Source organism: Serratia sp. GW822-FHT06E05 (assembly GCF_058799445.1).
On the sequence record NZ_JBXALM010000004.1, the window covers coordinates 293592 to 311219 of the forward strand.

At 56.0% G+C, this 17628-nt stretch carries 17 protein-coding genes; 15 read left to right on the forward strand and 2 right to left on the reverse strand.

Going from position 1 to position 17628, the window contains the following annotated elements:
• The first annotated feature begins 66 nt into the window (after positions 1 to 66).
• Complete coding sequence (gene metE, locus AC1RKC_RS13425) at positions 67 to 2358, forward strand: 5-methyltetrahydropteroyltriglutamate--homocysteine S-methyltransferase (protein WP_493092557.1); 2292 nt, start codon at positions 67 to 69, stop codon at positions 2356 to 2358.
• Positions 2359 to 2450: 92 nt separating this feature from the next.
• Here the strand turns inward: metE and AC1RKC_RS13430 are convergent, their stop codons facing one another.
• Positions 2451 to 3287: a dienelactone hydrolase family protein gene (locus AC1RKC_RS13430; RefSeq protein WP_020824834.1), complete on the reverse strand. Its 837-nt coding sequence runs from the start codon at positions 3285 to 3287 to the stop codon at positions 2451 to 2453.
• A gap of 512 nt (positions 3288 to 3799) precedes the next feature.
• Between AC1RKC_RS13430 and udp the strand changes: the two genes are divergently transcribed.
• The 12 genes from udp to hemB all read left to right on the forward strand — a co-directional run bounded on the left by udp (position 3800) and on the right by hemB (position 14467).
• Entirely contained in the window at positions 3800 to 4561 is a 762-nt protein-coding gene (gene udp / locus AC1RKC_RS13435; protein ID WP_020824835.1) for a uridine phosphorylase, read from the forward strand.
• A gap of 172 nt (positions 4562 to 4733) precedes the next feature.
• Positions 4734 to 5516 (forward strand): tyrosine-protein phosphatase, encoded by a 783-nt coding sequence (locus AC1RKC_RS13440; protein WP_046374711.1) that lies wholly within the window; start codon positions 4734 to 4736, stop codon positions 5514 to 5516.
• An 88-nt stretch (positions 5517 to 5604) separates the two neighbouring features.
• Complete coding sequence (locus AC1RKC_RS13445) at positions 5605 to 6135, forward strand: DedA family protein (RefSeq protein WP_020824837.1); 531 nt, start codon at positions 5605 to 5607, stop codon at positions 6133 to 6135.
• Positions 6136 to 6275: 140 nt separating this feature from the next.
• Complete coding sequence (gene rmuC / locus AC1RKC_RS13450; RefSeq protein ID WP_493092556.1) at positions 6276 to 7823, forward strand: DNA recombination protein RmuC; 1548 nt, start codon at positions 6276 to 6278, stop codon at positions 7821 to 7823.
• Positions 7824 to 7902: 79 nt separating this feature from the next.
• Positions 7903 to 8658, forward strand: a complete 756-nt coding sequence (gene ubiE / locus AC1RKC_RS13455; RefSeq protein WP_020824839.1) for a bifunctional demethylmenaquinone methyltransferase/2-methoxy-6-polyprenyl-1,4-benzoquinol methylase UbiE — start codon at positions 7903 to 7905, stop codon at positions 8656 to 8658.
• Positions 8659 to 8671: 13 nt separating this feature from the next.
• A complete protein-coding gene (gene ubiJ / locus AC1RKC_RS13460; RefSeq protein WP_142816106.1) occupies positions 8672 to 9280 on the forward strand; it encodes a ubiquinone biosynthesis protein UbiJ in 609 nt (202 codons plus the stop codon).
• A complete protein-coding gene (ubiB, locus tag AC1RKC_RS13465) occupies positions 9277 to 10908 on the forward strand; it encodes a ubiquinone biosynthesis regulatory protein kinase UbiB (RefSeq protein WP_261136522.1) in 1632 nt (543 codons plus the stop codon). Before ubiJ ends, ubiB begins: the two co-directional genes overlap by 4 nt.
• 80 nt (positions 10909 to 10988) lie before the next feature.
• Complete coding sequence (tatA, locus tag AC1RKC_RS13470; RefSeq protein ID WP_020824842.1) at positions 10989 to 11252, forward strand: Sec-independent protein translocase subunit TatA; 264 nt, start codon at positions 10989 to 10991, stop codon at positions 11250 to 11252.
• 3 nt (positions 11253 to 11255) lie between these two features.
• On the forward strand, positions 11256 to 11822 hold the full coding sequence (gene tatB / locus AC1RKC_RS13475) for a Sec-independent protein translocase protein TatB (RefSeq protein ID WP_046374709.1): 567 nt from the start codon (positions 11256 to 11258) through the stop codon (positions 11820 to 11822).
• A gap of 3 nt (positions 11823 to 11825) precedes the next feature.
• Positions 11826 to 12596: a Sec-independent protein translocase subunit TatC gene (gene tatC / locus AC1RKC_RS13480; protein WP_012004722.1), complete on the forward strand. Its 771-nt coding sequence runs from the start codon at positions 11826 to 11828 to the stop codon at positions 12594 to 12596.
• A 51-nt stretch (positions 12597 to 12647) separates the two neighbouring features.
• The gene (tatD, locus tag AC1RKC_RS13485; RefSeq protein WP_392457455.1) at positions 12648 to 13430 is read left to right on the forward strand and encodes a 3'-5' ssDNA/RNA exonuclease TatD; all 783 of its coding nucleotides are present in this window, start codon (positions 12648 to 12650) and stop codon (positions 13428 to 13430) included.
• Between the two features lie 14 nt (positions 13431 to 13444).
• Positions 13445 to 14467, forward strand: coding sequence for a porphobilinogen synthase (hemB, locus tag AC1RKC_RS13490; RefSeq protein ID WP_020824846.1), 1023 nt, complete (start codon positions 13445 to 13447; stop codon positions 14465 to 14467).
• Positions 14468 to 14512: 45 nt separating this feature from the next.
• Here the strand turns inward: hemB and rfaH are convergent, their stop codons facing one another.
• Positions 14513 to 15001, reverse strand: coding sequence for a transcription/translation regulatory transformer protein RfaH (gene rfaH / locus AC1RKC_RS13495; protein WP_493092555.1), 489 nt, complete (start codon positions 14999 to 15001; stop codon positions 14513 to 14515).
• Between the two features lie 244 nt (positions 15002 to 15245).
• Here rfaH and pepE point away from each other — a divergent pair, with 244 nt between their 5' ends.
• A complete protein-coding gene (gene pepE / locus AC1RKC_RS13500; RefSeq protein WP_493092554.1) occupies positions 15246 to 15971 on the forward strand; it encodes a dipeptidase PepE in 726 nt (241 codons plus the stop codon).
• A 63-nt stretch (positions 15972 to 16034) separates the two neighbouring features.
• Positions 16035 to 17555, forward strand: a complete 1521-nt coding sequence (gene ubiD, locus AC1RKC_RS13505) for a 4-hydroxy-3-polyprenylbenzoate decarboxylase (protein ID WP_020824849.1) — start codon at positions 16035 to 16037, stop codon at positions 17553 to 17555.
• The last annotated feature ends 73 nt before the right edge of the window (positions 17556 to 17628 follow it).

The following is a 17628-nucleotide window of genomic DNA, read 5'->3' on the forward strand; positions in this document are numbered from 1 at the left end:
ATAAATTGCGCTTGTGGTTAATACAGTACCTGCGGATTATGGATGTGTAAACATCTGGACGGCTAAATGGGGAATATGACGATGGCAATTTTAAATCACACACTGGGTTTTCCTCGCGTTGGGCTAAGACGTGAACTGAAAAAAGCTCAGGAAAGCTACTGGGCTGGTAACTCAACGCAGGAAGAACTGTTGGCGGTTGGCCGCGAGCTGCGCGCTCGCCATTGGCAACAACAACAGCAGGCCGGAGTGGATTTGGTGCCGGTCGGCGATTTCGCTTGGTACGACCATGTATTGACCACCAGCCTGCTGCTGGGCAACGTGCCGGCACGTCATCAGAATGCGGATGGCTCAATCGATCTGGATACGCTATTCCGCATCGGCCGTGGTCGCGCACCAACCGGAAAACCGGCAGCGGCGGCAGAAATGACCAAATGGTTTAACACCAACTACCACTACATGGTGCCTGAATTTCACAAAAGTCAGCAGTTCAAACTGGGATGGACCCAACTGCTGGAAGAAGTGGACGAAGCGCTGGCTCTGGGCCACAAAATCAAGCCGGTGTTGCTGGGGCCGGTGACCTATCTGTGGCTGGGTAAAGTGAAAGGTGAAGCGTTTGACCGTTTGTCGCTGCTGAAAGACATCCTGCCGGTTTACCAGCAGGTGCTGGCTGAATTGGCGCAACGCGGCGTGGAGTGGGTACAAATTGACGAGCCAGCACTGGTGCTGGAATTGCCGCAGGAATGGCTGAACGCCTTCAAGCCGGCTTACGAAGCGCTGCAAGGTCAGGTAAAACTGCTGCTGACCACCTACTTCGACAGCGTGGGCCATAATCTCGACACCGTCCGCGAGCTACCGGTTCAGGGGCTGCACGTTGATCTGGTTGCCGGTCATGACGATATCGACGCATTGAACAAGGCGCTGCCAACAGAGTGGCTGCTGTCTCTGGGTGTCATCAATGGTCGCAACGTCTGGCGTGCGGATCTGAGCAGTTGGTTTGAACGCCTGCAGCCGTTGGTCGGCAGCCGCCCACTGTGGATCGGCACTTCCTGTTCACTGCTGCACAGCCCTATCGATCTGAGCGTGGAAACTCGCCTGGACGAAGAGGTGAAAAGCTGGTTCGCCTTTGCTCTGCAAAAATGCACCGAATTGGCCCTGTTGAGCGCGGCGCTGAACGCACCGGGTGCAGAAAAGCAGGCCGAACTGGACGCCTATAGCGCACCAATCCGCGCTCGTCGCCAGTCCAGCCGCGTGCATAATGCGCAGGTAAGCCAACGCCTGGCGGCGATTACCGCACAGGACAGCGAACGTCAGCGCCCTTACGCCGAGCGTGCTCAGGCACAGCGTGCGCGCTTTAACCTGCCGGCCTGGCCGACTACCACGATAGGGTCTTTCCCGCAAACCACGGAAATTCGCGGCCTGCGCCTGGACTTCAAGCAGGGGCGTTTGGACGGCAATAACTACCGCACCAGTATTAGCGAACACATCAAACAGGCGATTGTTGAACAAGAACGCCTGGGGCTGGACGTGTTGGTGCACGGCGAAGCCGAGCGTAACGACATGGTGGAATATTTCGGCGAAAACCTCGACGGCTTCGTGTTCACTCAAAACGGCTGGGTACAGAGCTACGGTTCCCGCTGCGTAAAACCGCCGGTGATCATTGGCGATATCAGTCGCCCTGAAGCCATTACCGTCGAGTGGGCGAAGTATGCTCAGTCGCTGACCGACAAGCCGGTAAAAGGTATGCTGACCGGTCCGGTCACCATTCTCTGCTGGTCGTTCCCGCGCGAAGACGTGACCCGCGAAGTGATCGCCAAACAGATTGCCTTGGCGTTGCGCGACGAAGTGGAAGATCTGGAAAAAGCCGGTATCGGCATTATCCAGATTGATGAGCCTGCACTGCGCGAAGGTTTGCCGCTGCGTCGATCCGACTGGGTTGCCTATCTGAACTGGGCGGTGGAGGCTTTCAAACTGAACGCCGCTGTCGCGCAAGACGACACGCAGATCCACACTCACATGTGTTATTGCGAGTTCAACGACATCATGGACTCCATTGCGGCGCTGGATGCCGACGTGATCACCATCGAAACCTCGCGTTCTGATATGGATCTGCTGGAAGCCTTCAAAGAGTTTGAGTACCCGAATGAGATTGGACCGGGCGTGTACGACATCCACTCGCCGAACGTGCCAAGCGTGGAATGGATCGAAGCGCTGCTGCGCAAAGCTGCGCAGAACATCCCGGCTGAGCGCCTGTGGGTGAACCCGGACTGCGGCCTGAAAACCCGTGGCTGGCCGGAAACCCGTCAGTCGCTGACCAACATGGTGCTGGCCGCACAGCGCCTGCGTGAACAGCAGGTCTGATAGCGACATTTGGGTGTAGATTATTCTGGGCGCTTCGGCGCCCTTTTTCATATCGCAAATGACTGCCGATCGGGCAGCCTTAAGATGAGAGGCTATTTAACGCCTGGCACTCCGTGCTGCGCGAACCAAGCCAGCATACGTTGCCAGCCATCCTCTGCCGCTTCGGCGTTGTAGCTGGGCCGGTAGTCGGCATTGAAGGCATGGCCGGCCTCGGGATACACCACGATCTCGGCATTGGCGTTGGCCGCGCGGATCGCCTGACGCATGCTTTCCACCGTCTCCAGCGGGATGCTGCTGTCCTGGCCGCCGTAAAGTCCCAGCACCGGTGCCGTCAGCTGTGTCGCAACGTCGACCGGGTGTTTTGGCGAATTCAGCGTTTTTTCACCCACCAACCTACCGTACCAGGCCACCGCAGCCTTTAACTGCGGGTTGTGCGCGGCATAGAGCCAGCTAATACGCCCGCCCCAGCAGAAACCGGTAATCGCCAGCTTGCCGGCATCGCCGCCGTGGCGCGTTGCCCAATGGGCAGCATGATCCAGATCCGCCAGCACCTGACGATCCGGCACCTTGCTCACCAGATTCTGGAACAGTTCACTGATATCGGTGTATTCCCGGGCATCCCCTTGACGGAAGTACAGTTCCGGCGCTATCGCCAGATAACCCTGCTTCGCCAGACGACGGCACACATCCTGAATATGTTCATGTACGCCAAATATCTCCTGTACCACCAGAACGACCGGGAAGGGGCCGCTGTGGTCCGCCGGTTTGGCGATATAGGCAGGCAGGTTGTCACCCTGAGAAGGAATGGTGGTTTCCCCGGTATGAATGCCCTGCTCGTCGGTGAGGATGGTAGAAGCCGCCAGGGGGGTTACGGCCGGGGTGAATCCCCCCTGGGCCTGTTTTAATGTCATCACATGATCGGTTTTCATTGCGGTCTCCGTGCAATCAATAGAGAAAAGCGCTGCGATTAACTATAGGAAAGATTACCCGTTATTGGCATCGAGTGGAGCATTTTCAGTCAAGTCTGTAAAAAACGATTAAATATCCGGCTTTACCGCGTTTTTATTGTCTTTTTATCATGCTATTACGCAAGTTGACCTGCATTAGTACCATAAGGTGCGTTAGTTCCGCTTATTCGGGCTAAGTCCCCGACAAACCAAGGCTATTTTTCTGTGACTGCATAGGGGATTTATTGGCAAACCGCCTTGATAAACTCCGAGTGGCAGGGGAAACCGGCGGGGCGATTTGTCGACTAGACTGGTGGCTATTGGGGCCAACAGGCGGGCCTTCTTGCTGATTTTTGTGACTTTAGTCACAAGAGTTATGTAGATTGCATTCTGTTTCTTTGTCTGTAGTGATTGCCGTCACGAAATTGCGTGGCGATTTTCAGTAGAGTACTTTTTTGTTCCTCCCAATAAACATGATCTATGAGGAGTCTCGTATGTCTCAATCTGACGTTTTCCATCTCGGCCTGACCAAAAACGATTTACAAGGGGCCCAGCTTGCCATCGTTCCTGGCGATCCGCAGCGCGTAGAGAAAATTGCCAAGCTGATGGAAAATCCGGTGCACCTGGCTTCCCATCGTGAATTCACCTCCTGGCGTGCAGAGCTGGACGGCAAGGCAGTGATCGTCTGTTCCACCGGTATCGGCGGTCCTTCGACGTCTATCGCGGTTGAAGAGCTGGCACAGCTGGGTATTCGTACCTTCCTGCGAATCGGCACCACCGGTGCGATCCAGTCAGACATCAATGTAGGTGACGTGCTGGTCACCACCGCGGCGGTTCGTCTGGACGGTGCCAGCCTGCACTTCGCGCCGATGGAGTTCCCGGCGGTGGCCGACTTCGCCTGTACTACCGCACTGGTCGAAGCTGCCAAGGCAGCAGGCGCGACCACGCACATCGGCGTAACCGCGTCTTCCGACACCTTCTATCCAGGCCAGGAACGTTACGATACCTTCTCCGGGCGCGTCGTTAGCCGTTTCAAAGGTTCGATGGAAGAATGGCAATCGATGGGCGTGATGAACTATGAAATGGAATCCGCCACGCTGCTGACCATGTGTGCCAGCCAGGGCCTGCGTGCCGGTATGGTTGCCGGTGTGATCGTTAACCGTACCCAGCAGGAAATTCCGAACGCGGAAACCATGAAAAACACCGAGAGCAAAGCGGTGCAGATCGTGGTTGATGCGGCGCGTCGCCTGCTGTAATCCCTCCGCAATTCAACGGGCCGCCACGCGGCCCGTTTTTCCATTCAGCCGTAATCTGTTACGGTTATCATCATCAGCGCCATCTTAACTGGCCACCTCTTTGACCCGTTGAGCCCGGTTTTACCTTGGCTCTCAGGTTGCGTTTTATCAGACAATAAACACGAGGACGTCTATGACCGCCCAGATCCTGCTTCATCCTTCATTGGCACCGCTTGATGGCGGCATTAACTTTCGCGATCTCGGTGGTAACAGCGTTGCTGATGGCCGTCGCATCAAGCGAGGATTACTGTTCCGTTCCGGGTCGCTGGAGCGCCTGACGGAAAACGACTGCGCCTTCCTGGCCGGCGTGCCGGTGCGATCGGTACTGGATTACCGCGATCCCGATGAAGTGCAGGCCAAGCCCGATATCCTGTGGCAGGGCGCGGATTACCACCATTTTCCTGCCAACCCGTTGAGCAATGAGGTTAATGCCAACCTGGAAAAACTGACCAGCGAAACGCTGGCCGGTTTCGATGCGCGGGCGTTTATGCTGGAGTTATATCGCCGACTGCCGTTCGGCAATCCGGCCTACCAACAGTTGACTCAGTTGCTGAGCCATACCGATAACGGTGCTATCGTCCAGCACTGTGCAGTCGGTAAGGACCGCACGGGGGTCGGATCGGCGTTGGTATTGTTCGCACTGGGTGCCGATGAGGCGACGGTGGTGGAAGATTACCTGCTGACCGAAACCACGTTGGCGACCTTCCGTGAACAAATGTTGGATCAACTGTCGATTCGTTTAAGTGACTCGGCATTGGGGCAGTTTGCCTATGTGCTTAGCGCCCGAGAAGAGTTCCTGATGACTGCCCTGGGTTGCATCCGTGACCAATACGGTTCTACCGACCGTTGGCTGGAGGCGGAATACGGGCTGGGGCAAAGCCAGCGAGCAGCGCTACAGGCGTTCTACCTCGAGTAAACCGCGTGGATGTTTAGCCGGGGTTTAACCGACGCCGGCTGGCATTGCGTATCCTTAGGGGCAGTAAATCCCGCATCAGGAGCCCGTATTGAGCCTCAATGACATTATCCACTGGATCAGCGAGACCGTGCGTCAGCACGAAGGCTGGGCCATCCCGATTATCTTCTTCCTGGCGTTTGGCGAATCGCTGGCGTTCCTGTCGCTGCTGTTGCCGGCCACGGTGATCTTGCTGGCGCTGGGCGCGCTGATTGGCGAAAGCGGCATTGCCTTTTGGCCTATCTGGGCCGCCGCTGCTGCGGGCGCTTTCTTTGGTGACTGGCTTTCTTACTGGATTGGCTACCACTATCAAGATCGCGTCGCGCACATGTGGCCGCTATCGCGTAATCCGCAGCTGCTGACCCGCGGCCATGCGTTTTTTGAGCGCTGGGGCGTGCTGGGCATTTTCATTGGCCGTTTCTTTGGTCCGTTGCGGGCCGTAGTCCCGCTGGTTGGTGGCATTTGCGGTATGCCCCAGCGTTATTTTCAGGTGGCGAATATTACTTCGGCGATGATCTGGGCGTTCGGCATTCTCGCGCCGGGAGCGTTTGGCATCAAGTGGTTAAGCCAGTGGTTTGGCTAATCTTTGCCTGACTTGCGCAGCGTTTCGCAATAATGCGCCGTTGGGACGAAATCAGGCTGGACATCCATACAGCATCCCCTTAACGTGACGGGCAGCGGGCGGATAAAACGCCGGAACGGTCAGGTGTAACAGGAGGCAGGGTGGATACCAGTTTGGTTTACGGTATAGGCGGGGTGACGATAGGCCTGCTGTTGGGCTGGTTAATCGCCAGCCTGAGGGTGCAGCAGTCCCATGCGCAGCATGAAACCGAGCTGCGGCTGCTGGAACAATCGCTGCAACAGGCGCAGCAGGAAACGGCATCCCGGCAAGAGACGCTCCTGCGCAATGAACAGCAAATGCGGCAGAACGATATGGAGCTGCGCAATTTGCACAGCCAGCTGGCTGCCGGGCACGAAAAGCTTCAGCAGCTTAATCACTGGCGCAACGAGTTCGAATTGTTGAACCAGGAACTGCGTGCCCAGCGTGAAGTGAACAGCGCCCAAGAAGCCGAGCTGCGTGAGGTGACCATCCGTCTGGAGGAAACCCGCATGGCGGCGGAAGAGAAGCAGCGCCTGTTGATCAACAGCGAGCAGCGTCTCACCACCCAGTTTGAAAATTTGGCCAACCGCATTTTTGAACACAGCGGTCGCAAGGTGGATGAGCAAAATAAGCAAAGTCTGGATCGCCTGCTGTTGCCGTTGCGTGAGCAACTGGACGGTTTTCGCCGCCAGGTGCAGGACAGTTTTGGCCAGGAAGCTCGCGAACGTCATACGCTGACCCACGAAATACGCAACCTGCAGCAGCTTAATGCGCAAATGGCGCGTGAGGCTATTAACCTGACCAAGGCCCTGAAAGGGGATAATAAAACCCAGGGCAATTGGGGCGAGGTGGTATTAAGTCGGGTGCTGGAAGCCTCAGGCCTGCGGGAAGGGCACGAATACGAAACGCAGGTCAACGTGCGGCTGGACCATCAGAGTCGGATGCAGCCCGACGTTATCGTGCGCCTGCCGCAGGGCAAGGACGTGGTGATCGATGCAAAAATGTCGCTGGTGGCCTATGAACGTTACTTCAACAGCGAAGATGAAGTGGAGCGTGAGGCGGCACTGAGTGAGCATATTGCCTCACTACGTGGCCATATTCGTCTGCTGGGCCGTAAGGATTATCAGCAATTACCCGGCCTGCGTTCGCTGGACTACGTATTGATGTTTATACCGGTGGAGCCGGCTTTTCTTTTGGCCATTGATCGTGAGCCGGAGCTGATTAGCGAAGCGCTCAAGCACAACATTATGCTGGTGAGCCCAACCACCTTGCTGGTCGCCCTGCGCACCATCACCAACCTGTGGCGCTATGAACATCAGAGCCAGAATGCTCAACGCATTGCCGACCGGGCTGCGCGGCTGTATGACAAAATGCGGTTGTTCGTTGACGACATGTCGGCGCTTGGGCAGAGCCTGGACAAGGCTCAGGGGAGTTATCGCCAGGCGATGAACAAACTGAGTGAAGGCCGTGGTAATCTTATCGGCCAGACCGAGGGGTTCCGCGCGCTGGGGGTTGAGGTGAAAAGACCTATCAACCCGCTGCTGGCCCAGCAGGCCAGCGCACAGCACGATGAAGAATTCGAGGCAGCGGGCGAAGATGACATTGACGCGCTGCCGGGGGCGGAGGATGACGACGCCGCAGAGCAACCACGCTCCGCATCGCAGGCATGACAGCCGCGGCGAGGTGGGGTATTTCGTGGGGTTCTGGTACACTCAACCACACTAAATTGACTGAATAGCAGGCAGGACAATGGCAGATCAACCGCAGGAAACCACCGATTTCGGTTTTCGCACCGTAGCTCGAGACGAAAAGCAGGCCATGGTGGCAGACGTTTTTCATTCGGTAGCGGCAAAGTATGACGTGATGAACGACCTGATGTCGTTTGGTATCCACCGTATCTGGAAGCGTTTTACCATTGATTGCAGCGGCGTGCGCCGTGGGCAGCGTGTGTTGGATCTGGCCGGTGGTACTGGTGATCTGGCCGCCAAGTTCTCCCGCATGGTCGGTGAGCAGGGGCAGGTGGTGCTGGCGGACATCAATGATTCCATGCTGAAAATGGGGCGCGAGAAGCTGCGGGACCGCGGCATTGTCGGCAACGTCAGCTATGTGCAGGCCAACGCCGAAGCGTTGCCGTTCCCGGACAACTATTTTGACTGTATCACTATCTCCTTCGGCCTGCGCAACGTCACCGACAAAGACAAGGCACTGCGCTCCATGTTCCGCGTGTTGAAACCGGGTGGCCGTTTGTTGGTGCTGGAGTTCTCCAAACCCTTGCTGGCCCCGCTGAGTAAGGCTTACGACGCTTACTCTTTCCACGTGTTGCCGAAAATCGGCGAACTGGTGGTGAAGGATCCAGAAAGCTACCGTTATCTCGCCGAGTCGATCCGCATGCATCCCGATCAGGAAACGCTGAAGGGTATGATGGGCGCTGCCGGGTTTGACAACGTGACCTATTTTAACCTGACCGGCGGTATTGTAGCCCTGCATCGCGGCTTCAAATTCTGATATGGACATGCCGATGCTGCTAACCCCTTTGTTGACCGGCGTGCTGGAAACATCGCTCAATAGCCTGCTGTTCCGCGATCGCAGCATGAAGGCTGCCCGTCTTCGCCTGGCTGGCAAGGTGCTGCGCATAGAGTTGCAGGAGCTTGCTTCGCCGTTGGTACTGATCTTCAGTGAGCAGCGAGTCGATGTGCTTGGTCAGTCTGACGATACCGCCGACTGCACGGTGCGCAGCCGCATATCGGTACTGTTGAAACTGCGGGACCGCCAACAGCTTTCGCCCTTGATGCGCAGTGGCGAGCTGATTGTTGAAGGTGATATTCAGGTGGTACAGCAGTTGGTTGGCCTGCTTGATCTGGCTGAGTGGGATCCGGCGGAATGGCTGGCGCCTTATATCGGCGATATTGCCGCACAAGGTGTCACTCAGGCGTTCGGCAAGGGCGCGAATTTGCTGAAGAAAGGCTTGCAGCGTCAACAGAATTACGTGGCCGAAACCCTGACGGAAGAGTGGCGTGTGGCTCCTGGCCCGCTGGAAGTGGTGTGGTTTAACGAGGAAGTTGACGCCACCGTTCGCAGTGCCGAAGCGCTGATTGCTCGCATGGACAAGTTGGAGGGTAAACGATGACCCCTGGCGAACTACGCCGCCTGTATTTGATCGTCCGCGTTTTCCTCAGTTATGGCCTGGATGAACTGATCCCCAAGATGCGTTTGACGCTGCCGTTGCGCTTTGGCCGACGTCTGCTGTTTTGGATGCCAAACCGCCACGCGGATAAACCGCTGGGGGAGCGTCTGCGGCTGGCCTTGCAGGAACTGGGGCCGGTATGGATTAAGTTTGGTCAGATGATGTCTACCCGTCGTGACCTGTTCCCGCCACAGATTGCCGATCAACTGACGTTGCTGCAGGACAGGGTTGCCCCCTTCGACGGCGCCCTGGCGCGCAAGCATATCGAATTGGCGATGGGCGGCCCACTGGAAACCTGGTTCGATGATTTTGACCAACAGGCGCTGGCTTCGGCATCCATAGCTCAGGTCCATACCGCACGGCTGAAAACCACCGGGCAGGAAGTGGTGCTGAAGGTGATCCGGCCGGATATCGGGCCGATCATCAAGGCCGACGTTCGCCTGATGTATCGCCTGGCGGCCTGGGTGCCAAAACTGATGCCGGACGGTCGCCGTTTGCGCCCGCGTGAAGTAGTGCGCGAATATGAAAAGACCTTGCTGGACGAACTGAACCTGTTGCGCGAAGCGGCCAACGCCATTCAACTGCGCCGTAATTTCGACGGCAGTCCGATGCTGTATGTGCCTGAGGTGTATTCCGATTACTGCCGCGAAAGCGTGCTGGTGATGGAGCGGATCTACGGCATTCCGGTTTCAGATATTCCGACGCTGGAGAAGCAGGGCACCAACATGAAATTGTTGGCCGAACGCGGGGTGCAGGTGTTCTTTACCCAGGTCTTCCGCGACAGCTTCTTCCATGCGGACATGCATCCCGGCAATATCTTTGTCAGCTATGAGCATCCTGAAGATCCCTGCTATATCGGCATTGACTGCGGTATTGTCGGTTCGCTGAACAAAGATGATAAGCGCTATCTGGCGGAAAACTTTATCGCCTTCTTCAATCGCGACTACCGTAAGGTGGCAGAGTTGCATGTTGATTCAGGCTGGGTGCCACGCGACACCAACGTGGAGGATTTCGAATTCGCTATCCGCACCGTGTGCGAGCCTATTTTCGAAAAACCGCTGTCGGAAATTTCGTTCGGCAACGTCTTGTTAAACCTGTTCAACACCGCGCGCCGTTTCAATATGGAAGTACAACCCCAACTGGTGTTATTGCAGAAGACCTTGCTGTATGTTGAAGGTCTGGGACGCCAGCTCTATCCGCAGTTGGATCTGTGGACTACCGCCAAGCCTTTCCTGGAAAGTTGGATGCGCGATCAGGTCGGTATTCCGGCGGTGATCCGGGCACTGAAAGAAAAAGCGCCGTTTTGGGCGGAGAAGCTGCCCGAACTGCCTGAATTATTTTACGATAGCCTGCAGCAACATAAGCTGTTGCAACAAAGCGTTGATAAGCTCACCAACCAGATGCAGGCTCAGCGCGTTCGCCAAGGGCAATCACGTTATTTGTTCGGCGTTGGCGCTACACTGTTAGTAAGCGGTACGATTTTGCTGTTGGGGGACGTCGAGGTGTTTCCCGCATGGCTGATGGCAGCCGGCATCGTATCCTGGATGATTGGCTGGAAGCGAACCACCTGAATTGATTCGAAACTCTGGTAAAATCTGCCGTATAATGCGACGGATTTTGAAAAAACCCTGTAAAAATAGAGGTAATTGCAATGGGCGGTATTAGTATTACGCAATTGTTGATCATCGCAGTGATCGTGGTGCTGCTGTTCGGTACCAAAAAACTCCGTACTCTGGGGTCTGATCTCGGTGCATCAATCAAGGGCTTCAAAAAGGCGATCGGCGATGACAACACGCCGCCAACCAACACGGCTGAGAAAAGCAGCCTGGATGACGCTGACTTCACGGCCAAGCCTATTACCGATAAGCAGCCGGAAGTGAAAGCGGAAGAGTCGAAGAACAAAGAGCAGGTATAAACCGTGTTTGACATTGGGTTTAGTGAACTGCTGCTGGTTCTGGTGATTGGCCTGGTGGTACTCGGGCCAGAACGGTTGCCGGTAGCGGTAAGAACAGTTTCGGGCTGGATCCGCGCGCTGCGTTCGCTTGCGGCTTCGGTGCAGAACGAACTTTCTCAGGAACTGAAGCTGCAGGAACTGCAGGACAGCCTGAAAAAGGTAGAGAAGGCGGGCATGCAGAATTTGTCGCCGGAGCTGAAGGCGTCAATGGATGAGCTGAAAGACGCAGCGGAATCGCTGAAACGCTCCTATCAGGGTGACAGTGGCACCAAAACCGAACCTGCGCACACCATCCATAACCCTCTGGTCACAGACCCGGAAGCCATTCATGACGGCGTGACGCCGGCGGAAGCCGCGGCCGTAGCATCCTCTCCGGCTGCAGTGCCGGAGCCGGTTGTAACGGCAACGCCGCAGGCTGCGCAGCCGGTCATTGCACCGGTGAAACAACCGGTCGAGCCGGCTGTTCAGGCAACCCCAGAACCTGTTGTGGATAAAACCCCAGCGTCTCACCAACCTAGTGGCGATCGTTAAAACATGGCTGTTGAAGATACCCAACCCCTTATCAGTCATCTGATAGAACTGCGTAAGCGGTTGTTAAACTCGATTATCAGCATACTGGCGATTTTCCTGGTGCTGGTTTTTTTCGCCAATGATATTTATCAACTGGTGTCCGCGCCGCTGATCAAGCAGTTGCCTGCCGGGGCGAGCATGATCGCCACAGACGTGGCCTCCCCTTTCTTTACCCCGATCAAATTGACGATGATCGTCTCGGTGTTCGTGTCCGCACCGGTTATCTTGTATCAGGTCTGGTCCTTCATCGCGCCGGCGTTGTATAAGCATGAACGCCGTCTGATGATGCCTTTACTGGTCTCCAGCAGCCTGCTGTTTTATCTCGGCATGGCCTTTGCCTACTTTATCGTCTTCCCGCTGGCGTTCGGCTTTTTTGCCAAAACCGCGCCGGCCGGGGTGATGATTGCCACCGACATCAATAACTATCTCGACTTCGTCATGGCGCTGTTTATGGCGTTTGGCGTGGCATTTGAGGTGCCGGTTGCCATTATTTTGCTGTGCTGGAGTGGCGTCACCTCACCGGAAGATCTGAAAAAGAAACGTCCTTACGTTCTGGTCGGGGCTTTCGTGGTCGGCATGCTTCTGACCCCGCCGGATGTGTTCTCGCAAACCCTGCTGGCCATTCCGATGTATCTGTTGTTTGAAGTGGGCGTGTTCTTTGCTCGTTTCTACACCGGTAAACGTCGTCCGCAACCGGAAGAAGAAGACGAGGGTGACGAACCCCCGGCACCTTAAATTTGTTTGCTCCTGAGCCGCCCGATGGGCGGCTTTTGCATTGGGAAAACCATGTTTGATATTGGCGTAAACCTCACCAGTTCACAGTTTGCCAAAGACGGCCCAGCGGTGCTGGATCGCGCACGAACCGCAGGCGTGACAGGGCTATTGATTACCGGTACTGATTTGCAGGAAAGCCAGGCTGCCTGTGAACTGGCGCAGCAGCATCCTGGTTATTGCTGGTCCACCGCCGGTGTGCATCCCCACCAGGCCAGCAGTTGGGATGAGCAGACCGCGGAGCGGATCCGCGAGTTGGCCTCGCAGCAGCAGGTCGTAGCGATAGGTGAATGCGGGCTGGACTTTAACCGTAACTTTTCTACCCCAGAGCAGCAGGAGAGGGCATTCAGCTCCCAACTGGCGCTGGCGGCGGAGCTGGAGATGCCGGTTTTTCTTCACTGCCGTGATGCGCACGCACGTTTTGCCGCACTGTTGACGCCGTGGTTGGATAAACTGCCCGCGGCGGTGGTGCACTGTTTTACCGGCACCGCCGAAGAATTAGAAAGTTGCTTGTCGCTGGGCCTGTCGATCGGGATTACCGGTTGGGTCTGTGATGAGCGACGTGGCCTGGAGTTGCGTGCATTGCTGCCGCAGATCCCGGCCGAACGTCTGTTGTTGGAAACCGACGCACCCTATCTGTTGCCCCGGGATTTACATCCGAAACCTGCATCTCGCCGCAACGAACCCTGTTTTTTGCCTCATATCGTCCGGCAGGTGGCTACCTGGCGACAAGAAGATCCCGAATGGCTGGGGCAGAAAACCGATGAGAACGCCCGCCGGCTATTCCGGCTGGAATGAGTTAGGAGAAAACTATGAGCTATGCATTTCCGGGTACCTTCCCGGGTCGCCGTATGCGCCGTGTGCGCCGTCACGATTTCAGCCGCCGCCTGGTGGCCGAGAACCAACTGACGGTTAACGACCTGATTTATCCGGTATTTGTCATGGAAGGCAGTAACCGTCAGGAAGCGGTGGCATCGATGCCCGGCGTATCGCGCATGAGCATCGATCTGCTGATCAAAGAAGCGGAAGCTATCGCCAAGCTTGGCGTGCCGGTGATCTCCCTGTTCCCGGTGATTGAACCTGGCCTGAAGTCACTGCATGCGGAAGAAGCTTATAACCCGGAAGGTCTGGTACAGCGTACGGTGCGTGCACTGAAAGACGCGGTGCCTGAGCTGGGTATTCTGACGGACGTGGCGCTCGATCCCTACACCACTCACGGTCAGGACGGCGTTATCGACGAACAAGGTTATGTCATTAACGACATCACCAAAGAGATCCTGGTTCGCCAGGCGCTGTCTCACGCGGAAGCCGGAGCAGAGATCGTGGCACCGAGTGACATGATGGACGGCCGTATCGGCGCGATCCGCGATCGCCTGGAACATCAGGGCCTGGTGAATACTCAAATCATGGCTTACTCCGCCAAATATGCGTCTTGCTACTATGGCCCGTTCCGCGATGCGCTCGGTTCCAGCGGTAATCTGAAAGGCGGCAACAAGAAAACCTATCAGATGGACCCGGCCAACAGCGACGAAGCGCTGCAGGAGATCGCACAGGATCTGCAGGAAGGTGCGGATATGGTGATGGTGAAGCCTGGTATGCCGTATCTCGATGTAGTGCGTCGGGTGAAGGATACCTTTGGCGTGCCGACTTTCGCCTATCAGGTTTCCGGTGAGTATGCGATGCACATGGCGGCGATTCAAAACGGTTGGTTGCAGGAGCAACCGGCGGTGATGGAATCGCTGATGTGCTTTAAGCGTGCCGGCGCCGATGGCGTACTGACCTACTTCGCCAAGCGAGTCGCTCAGTGGATGCATGACGAAGCGATGCAGCGCTAAGGCGTAAGTCATCTATGTAAAAGGCGCCCTGGGCGCCTTTTTGCATTACAGTTTTTGGAATTGCCGGTTATCCACGCTTTGGCTTACCTGCTTGTTGATCAGATTCAGCAGCAGCATCGAACGGGCTTCGCCGTCCGGCTCGGTGTAAATCGCCTTCAGCCCTTCGAACACGCCATCGACGATTAACACGCTATCACCCGGCTGTGGCATTTCCGGATCGACGTAGGTTTCACCGGTATGCGTCTGCAGCTCTTCGATGACTTTCTGCGGGATAGTGGTCGGCGTTGAACCAAAGCGTACAAAGTGGCTGACACCACGAGTTGCACTGATGGTTGTGGTGTGGATGCGCTCCGGATCGAACTTCACAAACAGGTAGTTCGGAAACAGGGGTTCGCTGACCGCAATGCGTTTACCGCGTACGATCTTTTCCAGCGTTATGATCGGACTCAGGCAGTTCACTTCCTGCCGTTCCAAATGGTCCTGCGCCCGTAAAAGTTGGCCGCGCTTGCAATACAGTAGGTACCAAGATTCCATAATTTCACATGCCTTTCTGTCAGCCGGTAAGCATATCAAAAGCCATTACGGATACATAGTGATGCAAGTTTCAGCATGTAACGGCCGCTATCTGCATGAATCGTTGGCAATTAGCGAGGGGTCACACACTTATTCGCACGGCTTGGGTATAACAGAGGGCTAAAAATTTGTTACCGTCGGAGTATGCCTTGTGCTGCTTTCGTCGGGTGTGACGTTATTCATCGTTTTCGATTGAGGGGGAAAAATGGAGTTATTTTTGTTGAGCAACGGCAAGCTGTCCGGTGAGGATGAGCTGCTGGGTTATGCCAAGAGCCACTTGCTGGCGATGATCGCGCGCCGTGGCATTACGTCCGCCGTATTTATCCCCTATGCCATGATCCGCAGCGATTACGATCAGCGTGCACAGGAACTGGCGAAAATTCTCGGCATCAAGGTCACCAGTATTCACCACGCCGACTCTCCCGCGGCGGCGATTGAACAGGCAGAATGCATTTTGGTCAGCGGCGGCAATACCTGGATGCTGAACCAGATGCTGCATGAAAACGGCCTAATCGTCCCGATTCAACGGGCGGTTCGTGAACGTAACGTGCCCTACGTGGGATGGAGCGCCGGGTGTAACGTTGCCACACCAAGTATTCGCACCACCAATGACATGCCGGTGCGTAACAGCGTCGTACTGCCGGCACTGAGCCTGTTCCCGGTGCAGATTAACCCGCATTACATCGACGCCCATATTAGCGGCCACATGGGGGAAACCCGTGATGAACGCCTGGCCGAGTTCTGCGCGGTTAACCCGAGCGAATCCGTGGTGGCGCTGCGCGAGGGCAGCCTGTTGCACGTTGAGGGTAATGATCTGCGTTACTTTAGCGCCAGAGATCAAGATTTCAAGGTGTTCCGCCACGGTGTGGAAACTCAGGAATATCGCGATACCCGGGCATTGCGTCCGCTGGTGCCCTTTACCTGCCACTAACGCCGACGATGTCTTTACCGGTGTTTAACAAAAGTGCAGCAACAACTGTGAAGAGGGCTTATAATGCCCTCCTCACTGGCCGTTATAATGATCAGCATGAAATACCGTGACTTACGCGATTTCCTCTCGTTGCTGGAAAAGAGAGGGGAACTAAAACGCATCAGCCAGCCGATTGATCCCTATCTGGAAATGACAGAAATTGCCGATCGTACTTTACGTGCGGGCGGCCCGGCACTGCTGTTCGAAAACCCTAAAGGGTACGATATGCCGGTGTTGTGCAATCTGTTCGGTACCGCCAACCGCGTTGCGATGGGCATGGGCCAGGAAGATGTCAGCTCGTTGCGCGAGGTCGGCAAATTGCTGGCGTTCCTGAAAGAGCCAGAGCCGCCGAAGGGCTTTCGCGATCTGTTCGACAAACTGCCGAAGTTCAAACAAGTGTTGAACATGCCGACCAAGGTGTTGGGTTCAGCCCCTTGTCAGGAACAAGTATGGCAGGGCGATGACGTTGATCTCAGCCGTATCCCGGTGATGCACTGCTGGCCGGAAGACGCTGCGCCGCTGATCACCTGGGGGCTGACGGTAACCCGCGGGCCGCAAAAAGAGCGCCAGAATCTGGGCATCTATCGCCAGCAGGTGCTGAGCAAAAATAAAGTGATCATGCGTTGGCTGTCCCACCGTGGCGGCGCGTTGGATTATCAGGAATGGTGTCAGGCGCATCCCGGTGAGCGTTTCCCGGTTGCGGTGGCATTAGGGGCGGATCCCGCCACTATCCTCGGCGCGGTGACGCCGGTACCGGATACCCTGTCTGAATATGCTTTTGCCGGGCTGCTGCGCGGCAACAAAACCGAAGTGGTCAAGTGCCTCTCCTGCGATTTGGAAGTGCCGGCCAGCGCGGAAATCGTGTTGGAAGGCTACATTGAACCGGGTGAAATGGCGCCGGAAGGCCCGTATGGCGATCACACCGGTTACTACAACGAGATCGACCACTTCCCGGTATTTACCATCACTCACATCACCCAGCGTCGCGATGCCATTTACCACTCGACCTACACCGGCCGTCCGCCGGATGAGCCTGCGGTGCTGGGCGTGGCGCTGAACGAAGTCTTCGTTCCCATTCTGCAAAAGCAGTTCCCGGAAATTGTCGACTTCTATCTGCCGCCCGAAGGCTGTTCTTATCGTCTGGCGGTGGTGACCATCAAGAAACAGTATGCTGGTCATGCTAAACGCGTAATGATGGGCGTCTGGTCGTTCCTGCGTCAATTTATGTACACCAAGTTTGTTATCGTCTGCGACGATGACGTCAATGCGCGTGACTGGAATGATGTGATTTGGGCGATTACCACCAGAATGGATCCGGCAAGGGATACCGTGATGGTGGAGAATACGCCGATCGATTATCTGGACTTCGCCTCACCGGTTTCCGGTTTGGGTTCGAAGATGGGGCTGGATGCCACCAATAAATGGCCGGGTGAAACCGAGCGCGAATGGGGCCGTCCGATTGAGATGGATGAAAAGGTGCGTGCGCGCATCGATGACATCTGGGATGAGCTCGCAATTTTCAGTGACAGAGAACCGACATTATAATGTACCCAAAATAATTGGAGTTGCATTGCGGCGGCAACGCAGCGCACCCCAAGAGCTTACTTGAGTAAGTGAC